The following is a 14,830-nucleotide window of genomic DNA, read 5'->3' on the forward strand; positions in this document are numbered from 1 at the left end:
TAAAGCGTTCGCCCGGCATTATCAGAACGTTTTTTACCGGGATAGCGCGAACGGGTTGTTATGAGCAGGGACTCTAAAGCACGGCAGGCGCGCAGGATGGTGCAACCATCACAGAAGTCAGTAAACACTGTTTAGTAAGATGAGCGCGGATGAAGCGAAAGGAGGCCGCGTGAAAACCGTCGGACTGAATAATTTTCAGGTGCGTAAGCACAACAAAGCGCTGTTTATGCAGCTGATGTGGCGTCATAAACGTCTGAGCAAATCGCAGCTGGCGCAGCTCAGCGGCCTGACTATTCCGGCGGCCAGCAAGATTTTGCAGGAGCTGCTGGAGCAGGGCCACGTGCAGCACTCCAGCGCCACGCTGAGCACGCGCGGCAACAGCAACGGCAGTTTTCAGCTGCCAGCGCAAGGCGCGTGGACGCTGTGCCTGTGCGTCAAGCCGACCAGCATTGAACTGCAGCTGGCGGATGCGCAGCTGGTGGCGCAGGGCGACTATCAGCAAATCAGCATCAATGCGCAGACGCCAGAGCAGCTGCTGGCGGAGATTGAAACGGTGTGGCGCGCGACCTGTAAACGCTGGCCGAAGCGGCAGATTAATCTGGCGCTGGCGGTGCACGGGCAGGTCGATCCGGTAACCGGTGTCTCGCAGCATATGCCGCAGGCGGCGTGGCGCAGCCCGCTGCAGCTGAAGTTTCTGCTGGAGGAGAAGCTGGCGGTTGACGTCCGCGTCGATAACGACTGCGTGATGCTGGCGCTGGCGGAAAGTGGCTGAACCGCAATGCGCTGGCCGAATTCTGCGTCATCAATGTCGATTACGGCATCGGCTCATCATTTGTCATCAACGGCGAGATCTTTCGCGGCAACCTGTACGGCAGCGGGCAGATTGGCCACACCATTATTGATCCGCACGGGGAGCGCTGTAACTGCGGACGGCAGGGCTGTCTGGAGACGGTCGCCTCGCTCAGCACGCTTAAGCGGCTGGCGCATCAGCGCGCGCCGCAGGCGGTGCAGCCCACCAGCCGTCAGCTGCTGGCTGCCTGGCAGGCCGGCGAGCCGTGGATCGTCGAGTGGGCGCAGCGCAGCGCGGAAGCCATCGGCATGAGTCTGTACAATTTCCTTAATACGCTGAATATCAATCAAATCTGGCTGTACGGTCGCAGCTGTACTTTTGGTGAGAGCTGGCTGCAGACCATCGTGCACCAGATTGATTTCAATCCTTTTGATCCGCGCGATGCGCTAAAAAGCAAAGCCACCAACGTGCATTTTGGTCAGCTGGATCGCGCCCGTCAGGTCCTCGGCATCGGTTATCTCTATGTCGAGACCGATCCCGGTACGGCGTAGTTTACTAAACTCCTGTTACTAAAATCTGTGAGGGCCTGAACTTTCACCCTGCGGTATCGGTGGTGAGATAGCCGCACTTTGACCCTGGTGCGGAGAGTGGCCGTGAACAATCATCAACATCTGAATATGCGTTACGTGTGGAGCATCTGTCTGGTGGCAGCCTGCGGCGGTTTGCTGTTTGGCTATGACTGGGTGGTGATTGGCGGGGCCAAACCCTTCTATGAGGCCTGGTTCAACGTCACCGATCCGGCGGCATCCGGCTGGGCGATGAGCTCGGCGCTGGTGGGCTGCGTGTTTGGTGCGCTGGTGTCCGGCTGGTCAGCAGACAAGCTGGGGCGGCGGCTGCCGCTGATTGTCGCCGCACTGCTGTTTGTGGTGTCGGCGATCGGCACCGCGCTGGCCAGCAGCTTTACGCTGTTTGTCTGGTGGCGCATTCTCGGCGGCGTCGGCATTGGTATCGCCTCGGCGCTCAGCCCGATGTACATCGCGGAGATCAGCCCGGCAGACAAGCGCGGCAAGTTTGTCGCGGTTAACCAGCTGACAATCGTCATTGGCGTGCTGGCGGCGCAGCTGATCAACCTGATGATTGCCGATCCGGTCGTCGGCGCATCAACCCATGCGGCGCTGCGTGAAACCTGGAACGGTCAGGTTGGCTGGCGCTGGATGTTCGCCTCGGCTGCCGTGCCGTCGCTGGCGTTTCTGCTGCTGATGATGTGGGTGCCGGAATCACCGCGCTGGCTGATGTTGGTGGGCCAGCCGCAGCGCGCGCTGGCGATGCTGAATAAAATTGGTTCGCCTGCTTATGCGCAGCAGACGCAGCGCGAGATTGCCCGCGCGCTGGAACAGGATCGCCAGCAAACGCGCGCCCGCGCCGGCTCGCTGCTGGCACCGCGCACGCTGCCGATTGTCATCACCGGCATCGTGCTGGCGATTTTCCAGCAGTGGTGCGGTATCAACGTGATTTTCAATTATGCGCAGGAGATTTTTGCTTCGGCTGGTTTCGATATCAACGGCACGCTGAAGTCGATCGTGGCCACCGGCCTGATCAATTTGCTGGCAACAGTGCTGGCGCTGCCGCTGGTGGACCGGCTCGGTCGCCGCAAACTGATGCTGATCGGCGCCGGAGGACTGACGCTGTGTTATGCACTGATTGCCGGTGCCTACACGCTGGGCATCACCGGCTGGCCGGTGCTGATTCTGGTACTGGCGGCGATTGCGGTTTATGCGCTGACGCTGGCGCCGGTCACCTGGGTGCTGCTGGCGGAAATTTTCCCCAACCGGATTCGCGGTCTGGCGATGTCGGTCGCCACGCTGGCGCTGTGGATTGCCTGTTTTGTGCTGACTTATACCTTTCCCATCCTCAATGCCGGACTTGGTGCAGCGGGCAGCTTTATGCTGTATGGCGTGATTTGTGCGGCGGGCTTTGTCTTTGTGCTGCGTCGCGTGCCGGAGACCAAAGGCATATCGCTGGAGCAGCTGGAGCAGCAGCTCACCGCAGGCGAGCCGGCTGCGGTGGCAGGTGAGCATTCGCTGCGTTAACCGCAGCCATGCTTAAGGCAGAAAGCCGGTGCGCCAGGCGGCGCACCGGTACAACACCCGCTTACACCTGCGCCATACCGCCATCGACAAACAGCTCGGCTGCATTAATAAAGCTGGCGGCATCGGAGGCGAGAAACGCCACCACCTTGCCAATCTCTCCCGGCTCACCCAGACGACCGAGCGGTACCTGCGCGGCCAGCGCATCGAACAGCCCCTGGCGCTGATCTTCCGGCACCAGTCCGCCTAAGCCTGGCGTCTGAACCGGGCCAGGGCTCACCACGTTAATGCGGATGCCGCGGTCTTTCACATCCAGCGCCCACGAGCGGGCAAAGTTACGCACCGCCGCTTTACTGGCGCTGTAAACGCTGAAGCCCGGTGTGCCCTGAATCGCGGCGGTGGAGCCGGTGAGAATCACCGACGCCTTATCGCTCAGCAGCGGCAGCGCTTTCTGCACGGTGAACAGCACGCCGCGGACGTTGGTGCTGAAGATACGATCAAAATGTTCTTCTGTGATGGCCCCCAGCGGCAGCATGTCGCCGCCACCGGCGTTGGCAAACAGGATATCCAGCCGGCCGGCCTGGCGCGCAATCTGCGCATAGACAGCGTCGAGGTCGCTTAACTGTGCCGCATCGGCGCGAATGCCGGTGGCGGCGGCACCGATGCTGGCGACGGCCGCATCCAGCTCAGCCTGACGACGACCGGTGATAAACACGCGTGCGCCCTGTGCCGCCAGTTCCTGAGCGGTGGCGAGGCCAATACCGGAGGTGCCGCCGGTCACTAAAGCAATTTTGTCTTGCAGAATCAGGTTCATAGTATGTACTCCACAGTTGATCAGGTTAAGTGGTGACGGCCTTGCCGTCGGTGAAGTGCACTGTAGCGCTGCCGCTTTTACGGATAAATGGTGTAAAATCGAAAGGACTATTTCTCTGGGTGGATAATCAGGTTAGGGGTAACAATGGATCAATTGCTGGCAATCCGGGCGTTCGCCCGCGTGGTCGAGGCAGGCAACTTTACCCGGGCCGCCAATTCACTGGATATGCCTAACGCCACCCTGAGTAAGCTGGTGCAGGAGCTGGAAGCGCATCTCGGCGTGCGCCTGTTGCAGCGCACCACGCGCCGGGTCACGGTGACGGCAGAAGGGCGCGATTACTACGAGCGGGCGCTGCGCATCGTGCGCGATCTGGAAGATATCGATTGTGCGTTCAATAGCGTCACGGCAAAGCCGCGCGGTCAGCTGCGTATGGATATCGGCGGTTCAACGGCGCGTGATGTACTGCTGCCGGCGCTGCCCGATTTTGTCGCCCGGTTTCCCGATATCACCCTGGACCTTGGCGTGTCCGATCGCACCGTGGATCTCATCAGTGATAACGTGGACTGCGTAGTGCGCGGCGGTCCGCTGAGCGATTCGTCACTGGTGGCACGGCACTTAGGCAATGCGCAAATGATCACCTGTGCCACGCCCGGCTATCTGCGGACCTACGGCATTCCGGCGTATCCGCAGGAGCTGAACAATGGCCACCGCATCATCAGCTATCTGTCGCCGCAGAGCGGGCGCGCCTTTCCGCTGCGCTTCCGCCACGGCGAAGAGCGAATCGAAGTCAAGACCGCGCACCGCGTTGGCGTCAATGAGAGCAACGCGCACCTTGCCGCGGCGGTGGCGGGGCTGGGCATCATTCAGACGTTCCGTTACGCTGCGGCCGCGGATTTGCAGGCCGGACGGCTGGTGGAGATCCTCGCCGACTGGCGTCCGTCAGACTATCCGTTCCACGTGGTTTATCCGCAGAGCCGCCATCTCACCCAGCGCCTGCGGGTGCTGATCGACTGGCTGCGTGAGGTGTTTCCGCAACGGCTGAATGGATGACAGGGTGTAAACAATCTGTTAACGTTTGGCCTCAACCCCATGATACAGGCGCGTTTATGACACTCTCTGCTGATTCCGCATCGTCATCTGACTTTCGCCTGTATGCGCCTTGCTGCCCGCCACCTCCGGCACGCGTTGTGATTCGCTAAGTATCGAACTTCCTGCGCCTCGCTAAGCGAGCGCGCTAACAACGTTTGTTTCAGGAGCAATGCTATGCGTTCTTCTTCTTCGCTGACTTCGCAGGCAGCGACGTCAGGCTTTGTGCTGCTGTGGGGCAGCGCAGCCATTTTCTCGCGTCTCGGGCTGGATAATGCCTCACCGCTGGCACTGCTGGTGGTGCGTTTTAGCATCGCGCTGGTTGCGCTGTTGCTGGTGGGACTGTTTCGCCGCCGCTGGCTGCCGCAGCCCGGTACGCGCCCGCGCGTAATGCTGACCGGCCTGGTGTTGATCGGCGCTTATTCGCTGTGTTATTTCCAGGCGATGGCGGAGGGCGTGACGCCAGGGCTGATCGCCACCATCATGGGCATCCAGCCAATTCTGACGCTGTGCCTGGTGGAGCGGCGTCTGCCGGGCAGGCGGTTGCTGGGCTTAACGGTCGCGCTGGCGGGGCTGATACTACTGGTGTGGCGCAGTCTGGCGGCGTCGCAGCTGCCGCTCAGCGGCGTGCTGTTTGCGCTGGCCGCGCTGCTGTGCATGACCTTCGGTGCCATCATGCAGCAGCGGGTGACGCAGCATCCGGCGCAGGTGCTGCCGCTGCAGTATGGCGTGAGTTTACTGCTGTGCCTGCTGTTGCTGCCGGTTAAACCTTTTCATGTCAGCTTCACGCTACATTTCTGGCTGGCCGCGCTGTTCCTCGGCGTGATGATCTCCGTGGTGGCCCAGCTGCTGCTGTATCGCTTACTGAGCGCGGGCAGTATCGTTAACGTCACCAGCCTGTTTTATCTGGTGCCGGTGATTACCGCGCTGCTCGACTATCTGCTGCTGGGTAACCGACTGCCGTGGCTGAGCCTGCTGGGCATGGCGGCGATTCTGGCGGGTATCCTGCTGGTGTTTCGTGCGCCACAGCCTTCGCGTTAACATCATGCCCCGCCAGCCGGCGGGGCATTTCAGCCATGATCGGTCAACGCCTGTGCGGCGCAAATCAACGCCAGATGACTGAGGCCCTGCGGCATATTGCCGCGCCACTCATCGCTGCGCACGTCGAACATTTCATTGAAGGTTTCCACGTTGCCGCGCTGGCACAGCTTGTCGAGGATCTGCTGCATAGCGCTTTCGGCACGCGTTGTCTCGCCCAGCGCCGCCCAGGCTTCCACCAGCCAGAATGAGCAGGCGATAAAAGTGCTCTCTTCCTGTTCCGTGCCGCTGTAGCGATACAGCATGGCGCTACCGTGTCCCAGTTCCTGCTCAATGGCACGGTAGGTGGCTTGCATACGTGCCGGGTTGACGCGGCTGCCATAGGGATGCACCAGCGCCAGCGCAGCGTCCAGCCTGCCGTTGCTATCGGGATAAAACACATACGCCTGTTTCTCTTCGTTCCAGCAGTGCGCTTCAATCCAGCTGCTGATGCGGTCGCGCTCGCGCTGCCAGCGTTTCAGCCAGGTCGGTTCAATGTGGCGCGCTTCGGCCAGCGCCACGGCACGGTCGAGGGCCAGCCAGCAGGCCATCTTTGAATGCGTATAGTGCTGCTGCTCCGGCAGTTCCCAGATACCGCTGTCTTTCAGCCGCCACCGATCGGCACAGTGATTGGCCAGCGCACCCAGCATGCGCGAGGTGGCTAAATCCAGTACGTGCCCGGCGCGTATAAACAACTCGGCGGTCGCCAGCATATCGCCGTACATGCTCAGCTGCAGCTGGTCGCGGGCGTTGTTGCCCACGCGTACCGGCTGGGAATGATGATAGCCACGCAGCGGCACAAAGCGTTCGGCAGGCACTTCGTTGCCCTCCAGCGTGTAGCAGGTGCGCAGCGCGGTGCCGTGGCGGATAATGGTTTTCGACAGCCAGGAGAACGCCGCTTTACAATCTTCCAGCGCACCGAGAAAAACAAAGGCTTTGATGATCAAACAGGCATCGCGCACCCATGCGTAGCGGTAGTCATAATTCTTCTCTCCGCCAATGCCTTCCGGCAGCGAGGTAGTGGCTGCCGCCGCCAGCGCGCCGGTGGGGGAATACCATAAAAATTTCAGCGACAGCGCCGAGCGGCGCACGTGCTCAGCAAAGCGCCCCTGATAGCTCAGGCTGCGGGTCCAGTCGCACCAGGCGGTATGGCTGGTTTCGATGCGGGTATCGATCGCCTCCAGCGGCGGCACCGCCAGCGGTTCGCGCTCGGTGACCAGCAACGCCACCAGCGATCGACTGCCCTCTGCGGTGCGTAGCGTGGCGCAGATTTGCTCATCGTCACGCTGTTCAATCTGCCAGTCCTCGCTGGTGCGCAGCATCGCCAGCAGATCGCCAACGTGGTAGACGTCGCCCTGTTCAGTGCTGTCCTGCCACGGCGATCGGGTTTCGGCTACGGTGCCAAAGCGCAGCGTCAGGCGCAGCGTCACTTCGCCGTCAACGCCTTCCACGCGCCGCGCCAGCTCACTCCACGGCAGACGGCCTGCCAGCGTGCTGTTTAGCGATTCGGTCAGCAGTACGCTGCCGTTATCGGTAAAAAAGCGGGTTTCCAGTACGTTGCTGTCAGCACGGTAGGCGCGTTCGGTACGATAAGGGGCATCAGGTTCGATCTGGAAAAAACCGCCGATCTCGGGATCGAGCAGGCGATCAAACAGCGGGGCGGAGTCAAGGTTGGGCGCGCACCACCAGTCAATCGCGCCGTCGGGCGCGATCAGAGCCACCGACCGGCCCTCGCCGATGGCCGCGTAGTCACCGAGACGCGCGAAACCCCGTTCGCGCACCGGCGACTGGAACGTTTGGTTATTCATGGATCTTCCCTGTCAGCAGAAACGGCAGCGTGGCCGCCTGCTGGCAGCCACGTGATGCGGGTGGAATTCCCCGGTCAGACGGTACCGGTACCGCCATCGGAGCACCACACCTGACCTGAGGTGAAGCTGTTGGTGGTTTCAGCGAAGGTCACGTACAACGGCGCGATTTCAGCCGGCTGACCCGGACGCCCCAGTGGCGCGCTGGCACCAAACTTCTCGATTTTTTCCTGCGGCTGACCGCCGCACACCTGCAGCGCGGTCCAGTACGGTCCTGGTGCTACAGCATTGACGCGAATTTGCTGCTCGCCCAGCTGCTTCGCCAGCGCTTTAGTAAAGGCGGCGATCGCGGCTTTGGTTTGCGCGTAATCCAGCAGAATGGCGCTCGGTTCATACGCCTGAACCGACGAGGTATTAATAATGGATGATCCGGCAGGCAGATATTCCAGTGCCGCTTTGGTGATCCAGAACATCGCATAAACATTGGTCTTAAAGGTGGCGTCAAAATCTTCCGTTGAGAGCGTACGGATAGACTCATTAAATTGCTGGCGACCGGCGTTATTCACCAGAATATCCAGGCCGTCGAGTTTTTCTGCTGCCTCTTTTACCAGCTGCTGGCAAAAAGATTCTGAGCGAATATCACCCGGAATAGCCACCGCTTTACGGCCTTCCGCTTCGATTAATTGCACCACTTCAGCGGCGTCCTGCTCCTCTTCCGGCAGGTAGTTGATCGCCACGTCTGCCCCTTCACGGGCATACGCAATGGCTACCGCGCGACCAATACCGGAGTCGCCACCGGTAATCAGCGCCTTGCGCCCGGTTAAACGGCCAGTGCCGCGATAGCTGGTTTCACCGTGATCGGGACGGGGTTCCATCTTACTGGCTAATCCCGGAATGGGCTGATGCTGCTTTTTGAATGGCGGCTTTGGATATTCCTGGGTAATCAGCGTTTTGTTAGTAAATGAAGTCATACCTATCTCCTTGTACAGTGGAACGTGTAAATTAAGCCTGGCAGAGATGTGATATTTGTCACGTCAAAAAATAAGCAGTCGCGATTTATTAAAGCGGGACGGGAGTAACTGAAATGATATTTTTAGTTACAAAATCACTAACGCAATGATTATTTTAAAGCTGCGTAAGCCATGCGAGTTATTAAGCGAATCGGCCTGCTTGCACGAAAGATATTTGTTTCTAAGCTCTAAGCATAACTTTACATAATAACCGGCGCTGGCCGGCCCGAATAATTATGAGCGATGGCTTAAACGAGGCGTTAAATGAGCGAAGCACAATGTACCATTATATTTAATGGTGAGCGCTTAAGCGGAACCGCAAATCAACCGTTAATTGATTTTCTGCAGGAGCAGGGAAAAAAACTGCCTCATGTCTGTTATCACCCGGCGCTGCCGCCGCTGCAAACCTGTGATGTTTGCTGGGTGGAGGTGGATGGCGAAGCGGTGCGCGGCTGCACGTTACGCAGCGCTGAGGGCATGCGCGTGGTCAGCCAGAGTGCGGTACTGCAGGCGGCACAGCAGGAGGGCATGGACCGCATCCTCAATCGCCACGAACTCTACTGCACGGTGTGTGAACACAACACCGGCGACTGCACGTTACATAACACCGTCGCGGACATGCACATTCCGATTCAGTATTACCCCTACCAGCGCAAACCGGACAGCAAAGACCACAGTAATCCGTTTTATACCTACGATCCGGATCAGTGCATTCTGTGCGGACGCTGCGTGGAGGCCTGCCAGAATGTCGAGGTGAATGAGACGCTGTCGATTGATTACAGCGCCGATCACCCGCGCGTGCTGTGGGATGGCGGGACGCAGATTGCCGGTTCCAGCTGCGTCAGCTGCGGCCACTGCGTGACCGTCTGTCCGTGCAACGCGCTACTGGAAAAAACCATGCAGCCCGACGCCGGTCCCTTCACCGCGATGGATGAAGACCTGAAGCGGCCGCTGATTGATTTCGTCAAATCACTGGAAAACAGCATCGGCATGGAGCCGATCACCGGAATTTCGCTGATCGATGATGCGCTGCGCAAAGTCGAAATCAAAAAAAACAAAACCGTCTGCACCTATTGCGGCGTCGGCTGCAGTTTTGAAGTCTGGACGCGCGATCGCCACATCCTCAAAATCCAGCCGGTGGCCGATGCGCCGGTCAACGGCATCTCAACCTGTGTCAAAGGCAAATTTGGCTGGGATTTTGTGAACAGCCCAAACCGGCTGACCACGCCGCTGATTCGTGAAAACGGCCAGTTCCGCCCGGCCAGCTGGGAAGAGGCGCTACAGCGCGTGGCCGACGGCCTGCGCGCGGTGGCACGCCAGCACGGCGGTAACGCGATTGGTTTTATTGGTTCCAGTAAAGCCAGCAATGAGGAAGCCTACCTGACGCAGAAGATCGCCCGCCTGATTTTCGGCACCAACAACGTGGACAACTCCTCGCGCTATTGCCAGAACCCGGCGACGGAAGGGCTGTTTCGCACCGTGGGCTACGGCGGCGATGCCGGTACGCTGCGCGATCTGCAGCAGACCGACCTGATCATCACCGTTGGCAGCAACCTGGCGGAAAATCATCCGGTTTTCGCTTCACATATCAAACAGAGCCACAAACATCGCGGACAGAAACTGCTGGTGGTCGATCCGCGCCGTCACGAAATGGCCGAGCGCGCCGATTGTTATCTGCGCATCCGCCCCGGCACCGACATGGTGTGGGCGTCGGCGATGGCGCGCTACATGTTTGACCACGGTTATGCTGATGAAGCATTCCTGCGCGAGCGCGTGAATCAGGTGGCGGAATACCGCGCCTCGCTGGCGCCTTTCACCCTTGAGATGGCCAGTGAGGTCACCGGCCTGAGCGTGGCGCAGCTGACTGAGGCCGCCGAGATGATCGGCAACGCGGGCAGCGCCTGTCTGCTGTGGGCGATGGGCATTACGCAGCACAGCCACGGTGCGGATACCAGCACTGCGCTCTCCAATCTGCTGCTGGTGACCGGCAACTACGGCCGGCCCGGCACCGGCGGCTATCCGATGCGCGGTCACAATAATGTGCAGGGTGCCAGCGATTTTGGCTGCTTAAGCAATGTCTATCCCGGCTACGAAAAAGTGACCGATGCGCAGGTACGGGAAAAGTGGGCGCGCGCCTGGGGCGTGGCGCCGGACGCGCTTTCCGATGAAGCCGGGCTGGATAACTTCATGATGGTGGAAGACGCGCATGAACAGCGGGTGCGCGCCATGTACATCATCGGCGAAGAGACCGCCTTTTCTGATGCGGACTCGACCAAAGTGCACGAAGCCTTCAGCCGGCTGGATTTCATGGTGGTGCAGGACATCTTCATGAGTCGCACCGCTCAGTTCGCGGATGTGGTGCTGCCTGGCTGCCCCAGCCTGGAGAAAGAGGGCACCTTCGTGAATACCGAACGGCGCATTCAGCACTTCTCGCCTGCGTTTGCGCCGCTCGGCGACAGCCGGCCTGACTGGCAGATATTGACTGAGGTCGCGGCGCGTCTCGGCCATCACTGGCACTACCCGAATCCCGGCGCCATCATGGCAGAAGCTGCGGGTATCGCCACGCTATTTGCCGGGGTCAGCTATGAGAACCTCGTCGGCTGGCAGTCACAGCTGTGGCCGGTAAACGCCGACGGCAGCAGCACGCCGCTGCTGTATACCGAGGCGTTCGCCTTTCCTGATGGCAAAGCGCGTCTGTATCCACTGACGTGGCAGCCACCGATGGAAGCGCCCGATGAGCAGTACGATCTGCTGCTGAACAATGGACGTATGCTGGAGCATTTCCAGTCGACTAATCAGACCGGGCAGGGCGGACGCATCAAATCGCTGTCGCCCAACTGGTTTGTTGAGATTTCGCCGCAGCTAGCGCAGGAGCGGCAATTACAGCAGGGCGACTGGGTGGAGCTGCGTTCGCGCCGGGGCAGTATAGAGGTGCCGGTGGTGGTGACTGAACGGATGGCCGGCAATGTGTTGTTCATTCCTATCCACCACGGCAAACCGGGGGTGAACGGGCTGACCGGTGAACACCACGATCCCGACGTCAACACCCCGGCCTACAAAGAGATTGCGGTGACGATGCGTAAACTGACGCATGCGCCACAGCCGCACCCGATTCCGCTGCACAACTTCCGCCACGGCCAGCGCACGCCGCTGGATCATCTGCCCGTTGAACAAAAATGGCAGCAGCCTGAATACCGGCTGCCGCCTGAACACGTTTCGCATCCGGAGAAAAGCTAATGGCCGAACCGCTGCACTATCAACCCACTCCGACGCGCACCGAACCCAGCGCGCAGGAAGCGCTGAACGAACTGCTGGAGAATCTGCATCAGCACGGCTTCCTGCGCCTGGCTAATGACATGGTACAAGCCAACAATGACATCGGTAAAATCGTCGCCGCCGGACTTAACCGGCCCGGCACCCAGAATGCGGTGCAGAACCTGTCGCTGCTGTTTATGACCCTCAGCACCGTACCGCCGGAGCGTTTCAACCATTTGCTGCTGGCGCTGCGCGATGCCCTGCTGGCGATGAAGCCGGCCAGCGACACGGCGCAGCAGGAGAAAAGCGCGCCGGGCGTCAGTGGCGTGCTCAAACTGCTGAATGATGAGGCGCTGTGGCAGGGCATCCGGCCCCTACTGGCGGCGCTGGAAACCTTCGCGCGCGCCATGCAGGGTGATGAGGAGAAGCCGATAACCCGCTACAGCGGTAAGCCGAGCCGTGAGTAGCCAGGAGTGGGTGCTGCTGATCGCGCGCGGTCAGTTTGCCCTGACGATGGGCATGCACATTACCCTGGCAGCGCTGACGCTGGGGCTGGCCCCGTTTCTGGTGTGGTTTGAAGCGCGCTGGCTGTGGGGCAGGCGGCCGGAAGTGCATCAGGCGCTGCACTTCTGGATCAAGGTATTCGCGCTCACCGTGGCGATTGGCACGGTTTCCGGCGTAATCATGGAGTTTCAGTTCGGCACCCACTGGTCGGTGTTTGCCAGCAAAGCGGGCGGCATTATCGGTCCGCTGATGCTGTATGAAGTGCTGATCGCTTTTTTTCTCGAGTCAGCGCTGACCGGCGTGATGCTGTTTGGCATCGATCGGGTGAAACCCGGCGTGCATTTCGCCATTACCTGTCTGGTGGCGCTTGGCGCGATTTTCAGCGCTTTCTGGATCCTTGCCGCTAACTCCTGGATGCAAACGCCGCGCGGTTTTACGCTCAATGACGCCGGCCAGTTCACGCCGGACAGCGCCTGGAGTTTGATTTCCGCGCCCTCGTTTGGCTGGCGGCTGGCGCACATGCTGCTGGCCTCATGGATCAGCGTGGCGTTTTTGCTGGGTGGCGTCGCAGCGTGGCGCCTGCTGCGTAATGCTGGCGAGGCCGCCAGCCGGCTGATGCTGCGCAGCGCGCTGACGGTGTCGCTGTGCATCCTGCCGCTGCAGATGGTGGTGGGCGATTTGCATGGCGAAAACACCCGTGACTATCAGCCTGCTAAACTGGCGGCGATCGAGGGCAGCTGGCAGCCGCCTGCGCCAGGGGAGGGCGAGCCGCTGCGGCTGTTTGCGCTGCCCGATCAGGCGCAGCAGCGGAATCACGCCGAGCTGGCGATCCCGGCTATCGGCTCGCTCTACCTGCGCCATAACCTCAGCGGCCACATCAAAAGCCTGGGTGAATTCCCGCGCGACAGCCTGCCGCCGGTGCTGCCGGTGTTTTTTGCCTTTCGCCTGATGGTGGGACTGGCGCTGCTGATGCTGCTGAGCAGCCTGGCGGGCAATGTGCAGCGCTGGCGCGGCCGCCTTGATCAGTCGCGGCGCGTGCTGCGTCTGCTGGCGCTGATGTCACCGGCTGGCTTCATTGCGCTGCTGGCGGGCTGGGTGGTGACGGAGGTTGGCCGGCAGCCGTGGACGGTATACGGCATGCTGCGTACCGCCGACAGCCTGGCGCCAATGTCCCTCGGCAGCAGCGTCGCCATTTTCGCGTCGGTGGTGGTGATTTACGCACTGAGTTTTGCCTTTGGCCTGTGTTATCTGCTGCGCCACCTGGCGGCACCGCTGCCGGATCCGCAGGCGACGGCGGTAGCGGAAACCATACAGACGCCAGCCTGAGGAGGATGAGGATGTTGGTCGAACTTTCTGCTGTGCTTCTGCTGTTTGCCCTGCTGATGTATCTGGCGCTGGATGGCACGGATAGCGGCGTGGGGATGCTGCTGTACAGTTTCGACCAGCCACAAGAGCGGCAGTGGATGGTGCACAGCCTGCTGCCGCTGTGGGATGCCAATGAAACCTGGCTGGTGTTGCTGGCAGGCGGCATGCTGGCGCTGTTTCCGCCGCTGTACAGTCTGCTGCTACAAACGCTGAAGGTGCCGCTGTTTCTCTTCCTGCTGGCGCTGTTTTTGCGCGGGCTGGCGCTGGCGTATCGCGGTCAGCCTGGCGAGACCGGGCGACGCTGGCTGGACCGGCTGCTGATGGTCAGCTCGCTGCTGGCAGCGTTTCTGCCTGGTTGGATGAGCGGGTTGATGCTGGTGTCGCGTCCGCCCAGCGGGATTGTGATTGATTTTTCGCTGGTGCCGCTGCTGTGCGGCCTCGGGCTGGTGGCGGTTGATCTGCTGCTGGGCTGCTGCTGGCTGTGCTGGCGCATTGGCGAGCCGGTGGTAGAGCGGGCGCGGGCGCTGGCCATGCTGTGGTGGGTGGTGATGCTGGCCTGCTTTATTGCCGTGCTGCTGCTGGAGCCGGCGCTGTGGCAGCAGAGCTGGCAGCGCTGGCCGGGAAAAGTGTTGCTGAGCCTGTTGCCTGCGCTGTGGCTGCTGCAACTGCTTACGCTGTGGCGGGAAGCGATGGTGGCGTTATTGATGATCACGCTGGTGCAGACGGGCGTGGTGGTCGCGGCGCTGGCGTGCGGGCTTTATCCGTGGTTGCTGCCATGGCAGCTGGAGATGCACCAGCAGACATCCTCGCCGGTGACACAGGGGTTCGTGGTGACGGGGCTGCTGATTGTGTTGCCGCTGACGCTGCTGTACCACAGCTGGGCGTTCTGGGTATTTAAGCGCCAGCCGCAGGCAGCGCAGCGGTCGCCATAAATGGCGACCCTACAGGATATAGCTCAATTGGGCAGCAGTTTCAGGTATTTCACGGATCCGCCGGTCGCCATAAATGGCGCCCCTACAGGGACCATTCCCGGGGGC

At 60.7% G+C, this 14,830-nt stretch carries 10 protein-coding genes and 1 pseudogene; 8 read left to right on the plus strand and 3 right to left on the minus strand.

From position 1 onward, the window contains the following. The first annotated feature begins 169 nt into the window (after positions 1–169). A pseudogene (locus tag AC6I7J_RS19880) lies at positions 170–1,341 on the plus strand (ROK family protein). Between the two features lie 102 nt (positions 1,342–1,443). After that, a complete protein-coding gene (locus tag AC6I7J_RS19885) occupies positions 1,444–2,880 on the plus strand; it encodes a sugar porter family MFS transporter (protein ID WP_136547884.1) in 1,437 nt (478 codons plus the stop codon). Between the two features lie 61 nt (positions 2,881–2,941). Here the strand turns inward: AC6I7J_RS19885 and AC6I7J_RS19890 are convergent, their stop codons facing one another. Continuing rightward, the gene (locus AC6I7J_RS19890; RefSeq protein WP_058775092.1) at positions 2,942–3,691 is read right to left on the minus strand and encodes an SDR family oxidoreductase; all 750 of its coding nucleotides are present in this window, start codon (positions 3,689–3,691) and stop codon (positions 2,942–2,944) included. Positions 3,692–3,835: 144 nt separating this feature from the next. On the opposite strand from AC6I7J_RS19890, the gene AC6I7J_RS19895 reads away from it, so the two are divergent. Both AC6I7J_RS19895 and AC6I7J_RS19900 read left to right on the plus strand, forming a co-directional pair. Then, a complete protein-coding gene (locus AC6I7J_RS19895; RefSeq protein WP_104093558.1) occupies positions 3,836–4,741 on the plus strand; it encodes a LysR family transcriptional regulator in 906 nt (301 codons plus the stop codon). Positions 4,742–4,954: 213 nt separating this feature from the next. Beyond that, on the plus strand, positions 4,955–5,818 hold the full coding sequence (locus AC6I7J_RS19900; protein ID WP_021509548.1) for a DMT family transporter: 864 nt from the start codon (positions 4,955–4,957) through the stop codon (positions 5,816–5,818). A gap of 29 nt (positions 5,819–5,847) precedes the next feature. Here AC6I7J_RS19900 and AC6I7J_RS19905 read toward each other — a convergent pair whose 3' ends face one another. Then, positions 5,848–7,662: a glycoside hydrolase family 15 protein gene (locus AC6I7J_RS19905; RefSeq protein ID WP_498007406.1), complete on the minus strand. Its 1,815-nt coding sequence runs from the start codon at positions 7,660–7,662 to the stop codon at positions 5,848–5,850. A 74-nt stretch (positions 7,663–7,736) separates the two neighbouring features. Continuing rightward, positions 7,737–8,630, minus strand: coding sequence for an SDR family oxidoreductase (locus AC6I7J_RS19910; RefSeq protein ID WP_021509546.1), 894 nt, complete (start codon positions 8,628–8,630; stop codon positions 7,737–7,739). A gap of 303 nt (positions 8,631–8,933) precedes the next feature. Between AC6I7J_RS19910 and fdhF the strand changes: the two genes are divergently transcribed. The 4 genes from fdhF to AC6I7J_RS19930 are packed head-to-tail and all read left to right on the plus strand — an operon-like array spanning position 8,934 to position 14,725. After that, positions 8,934–11,906 (plus strand): formate dehydrogenase subunit alpha, encoded by a 2,973-nt coding sequence (gene fdhF / locus AC6I7J_RS19915; protein ID WP_498007407.1) that lies wholly within the window; start codon positions 8,934–8,936, stop codon positions 11,904–11,906. After that, complete coding sequence (locus AC6I7J_RS19920; RefSeq protein WP_480309417.1) at positions 11,906–12,391, plus strand: DUF1641 domain-containing protein; 486 nt, start codon at positions 11,906–11,908, stop codon at positions 12,389–12,391. Before fdhF ends, AC6I7J_RS19920 begins: the two co-directional genes overlap by 1 nt. Further along, entirely contained in the window at positions 12,384–13,754 is a 1,371-nt protein-coding gene (locus AC6I7J_RS19925; RefSeq protein WP_498007408.1) for a cytochrome ubiquinol oxidase subunit I, read from the plus strand. The genes AC6I7J_RS19920 and AC6I7J_RS19925 overlap by 8 nt, the downstream gene beginning before the upstream one ends. A gap of 11 nt (positions 13,755–13,765) precedes the next feature. After that, positions 13,766–14,725, plus strand: coding sequence for a cytochrome d ubiquinol oxidase subunit II (locus tag AC6I7J_RS19930; RefSeq protein ID WP_498007409.1), 960 nt, complete (start codon positions 13,766–13,768; stop codon positions 14,723–14,725). The last annotated feature ends 105 nt before the right edge of the window (positions 14,726–14,830 follow it).

Source organism: Type-C symbiont of Plautia stali, from assembly GCF_059730935.1.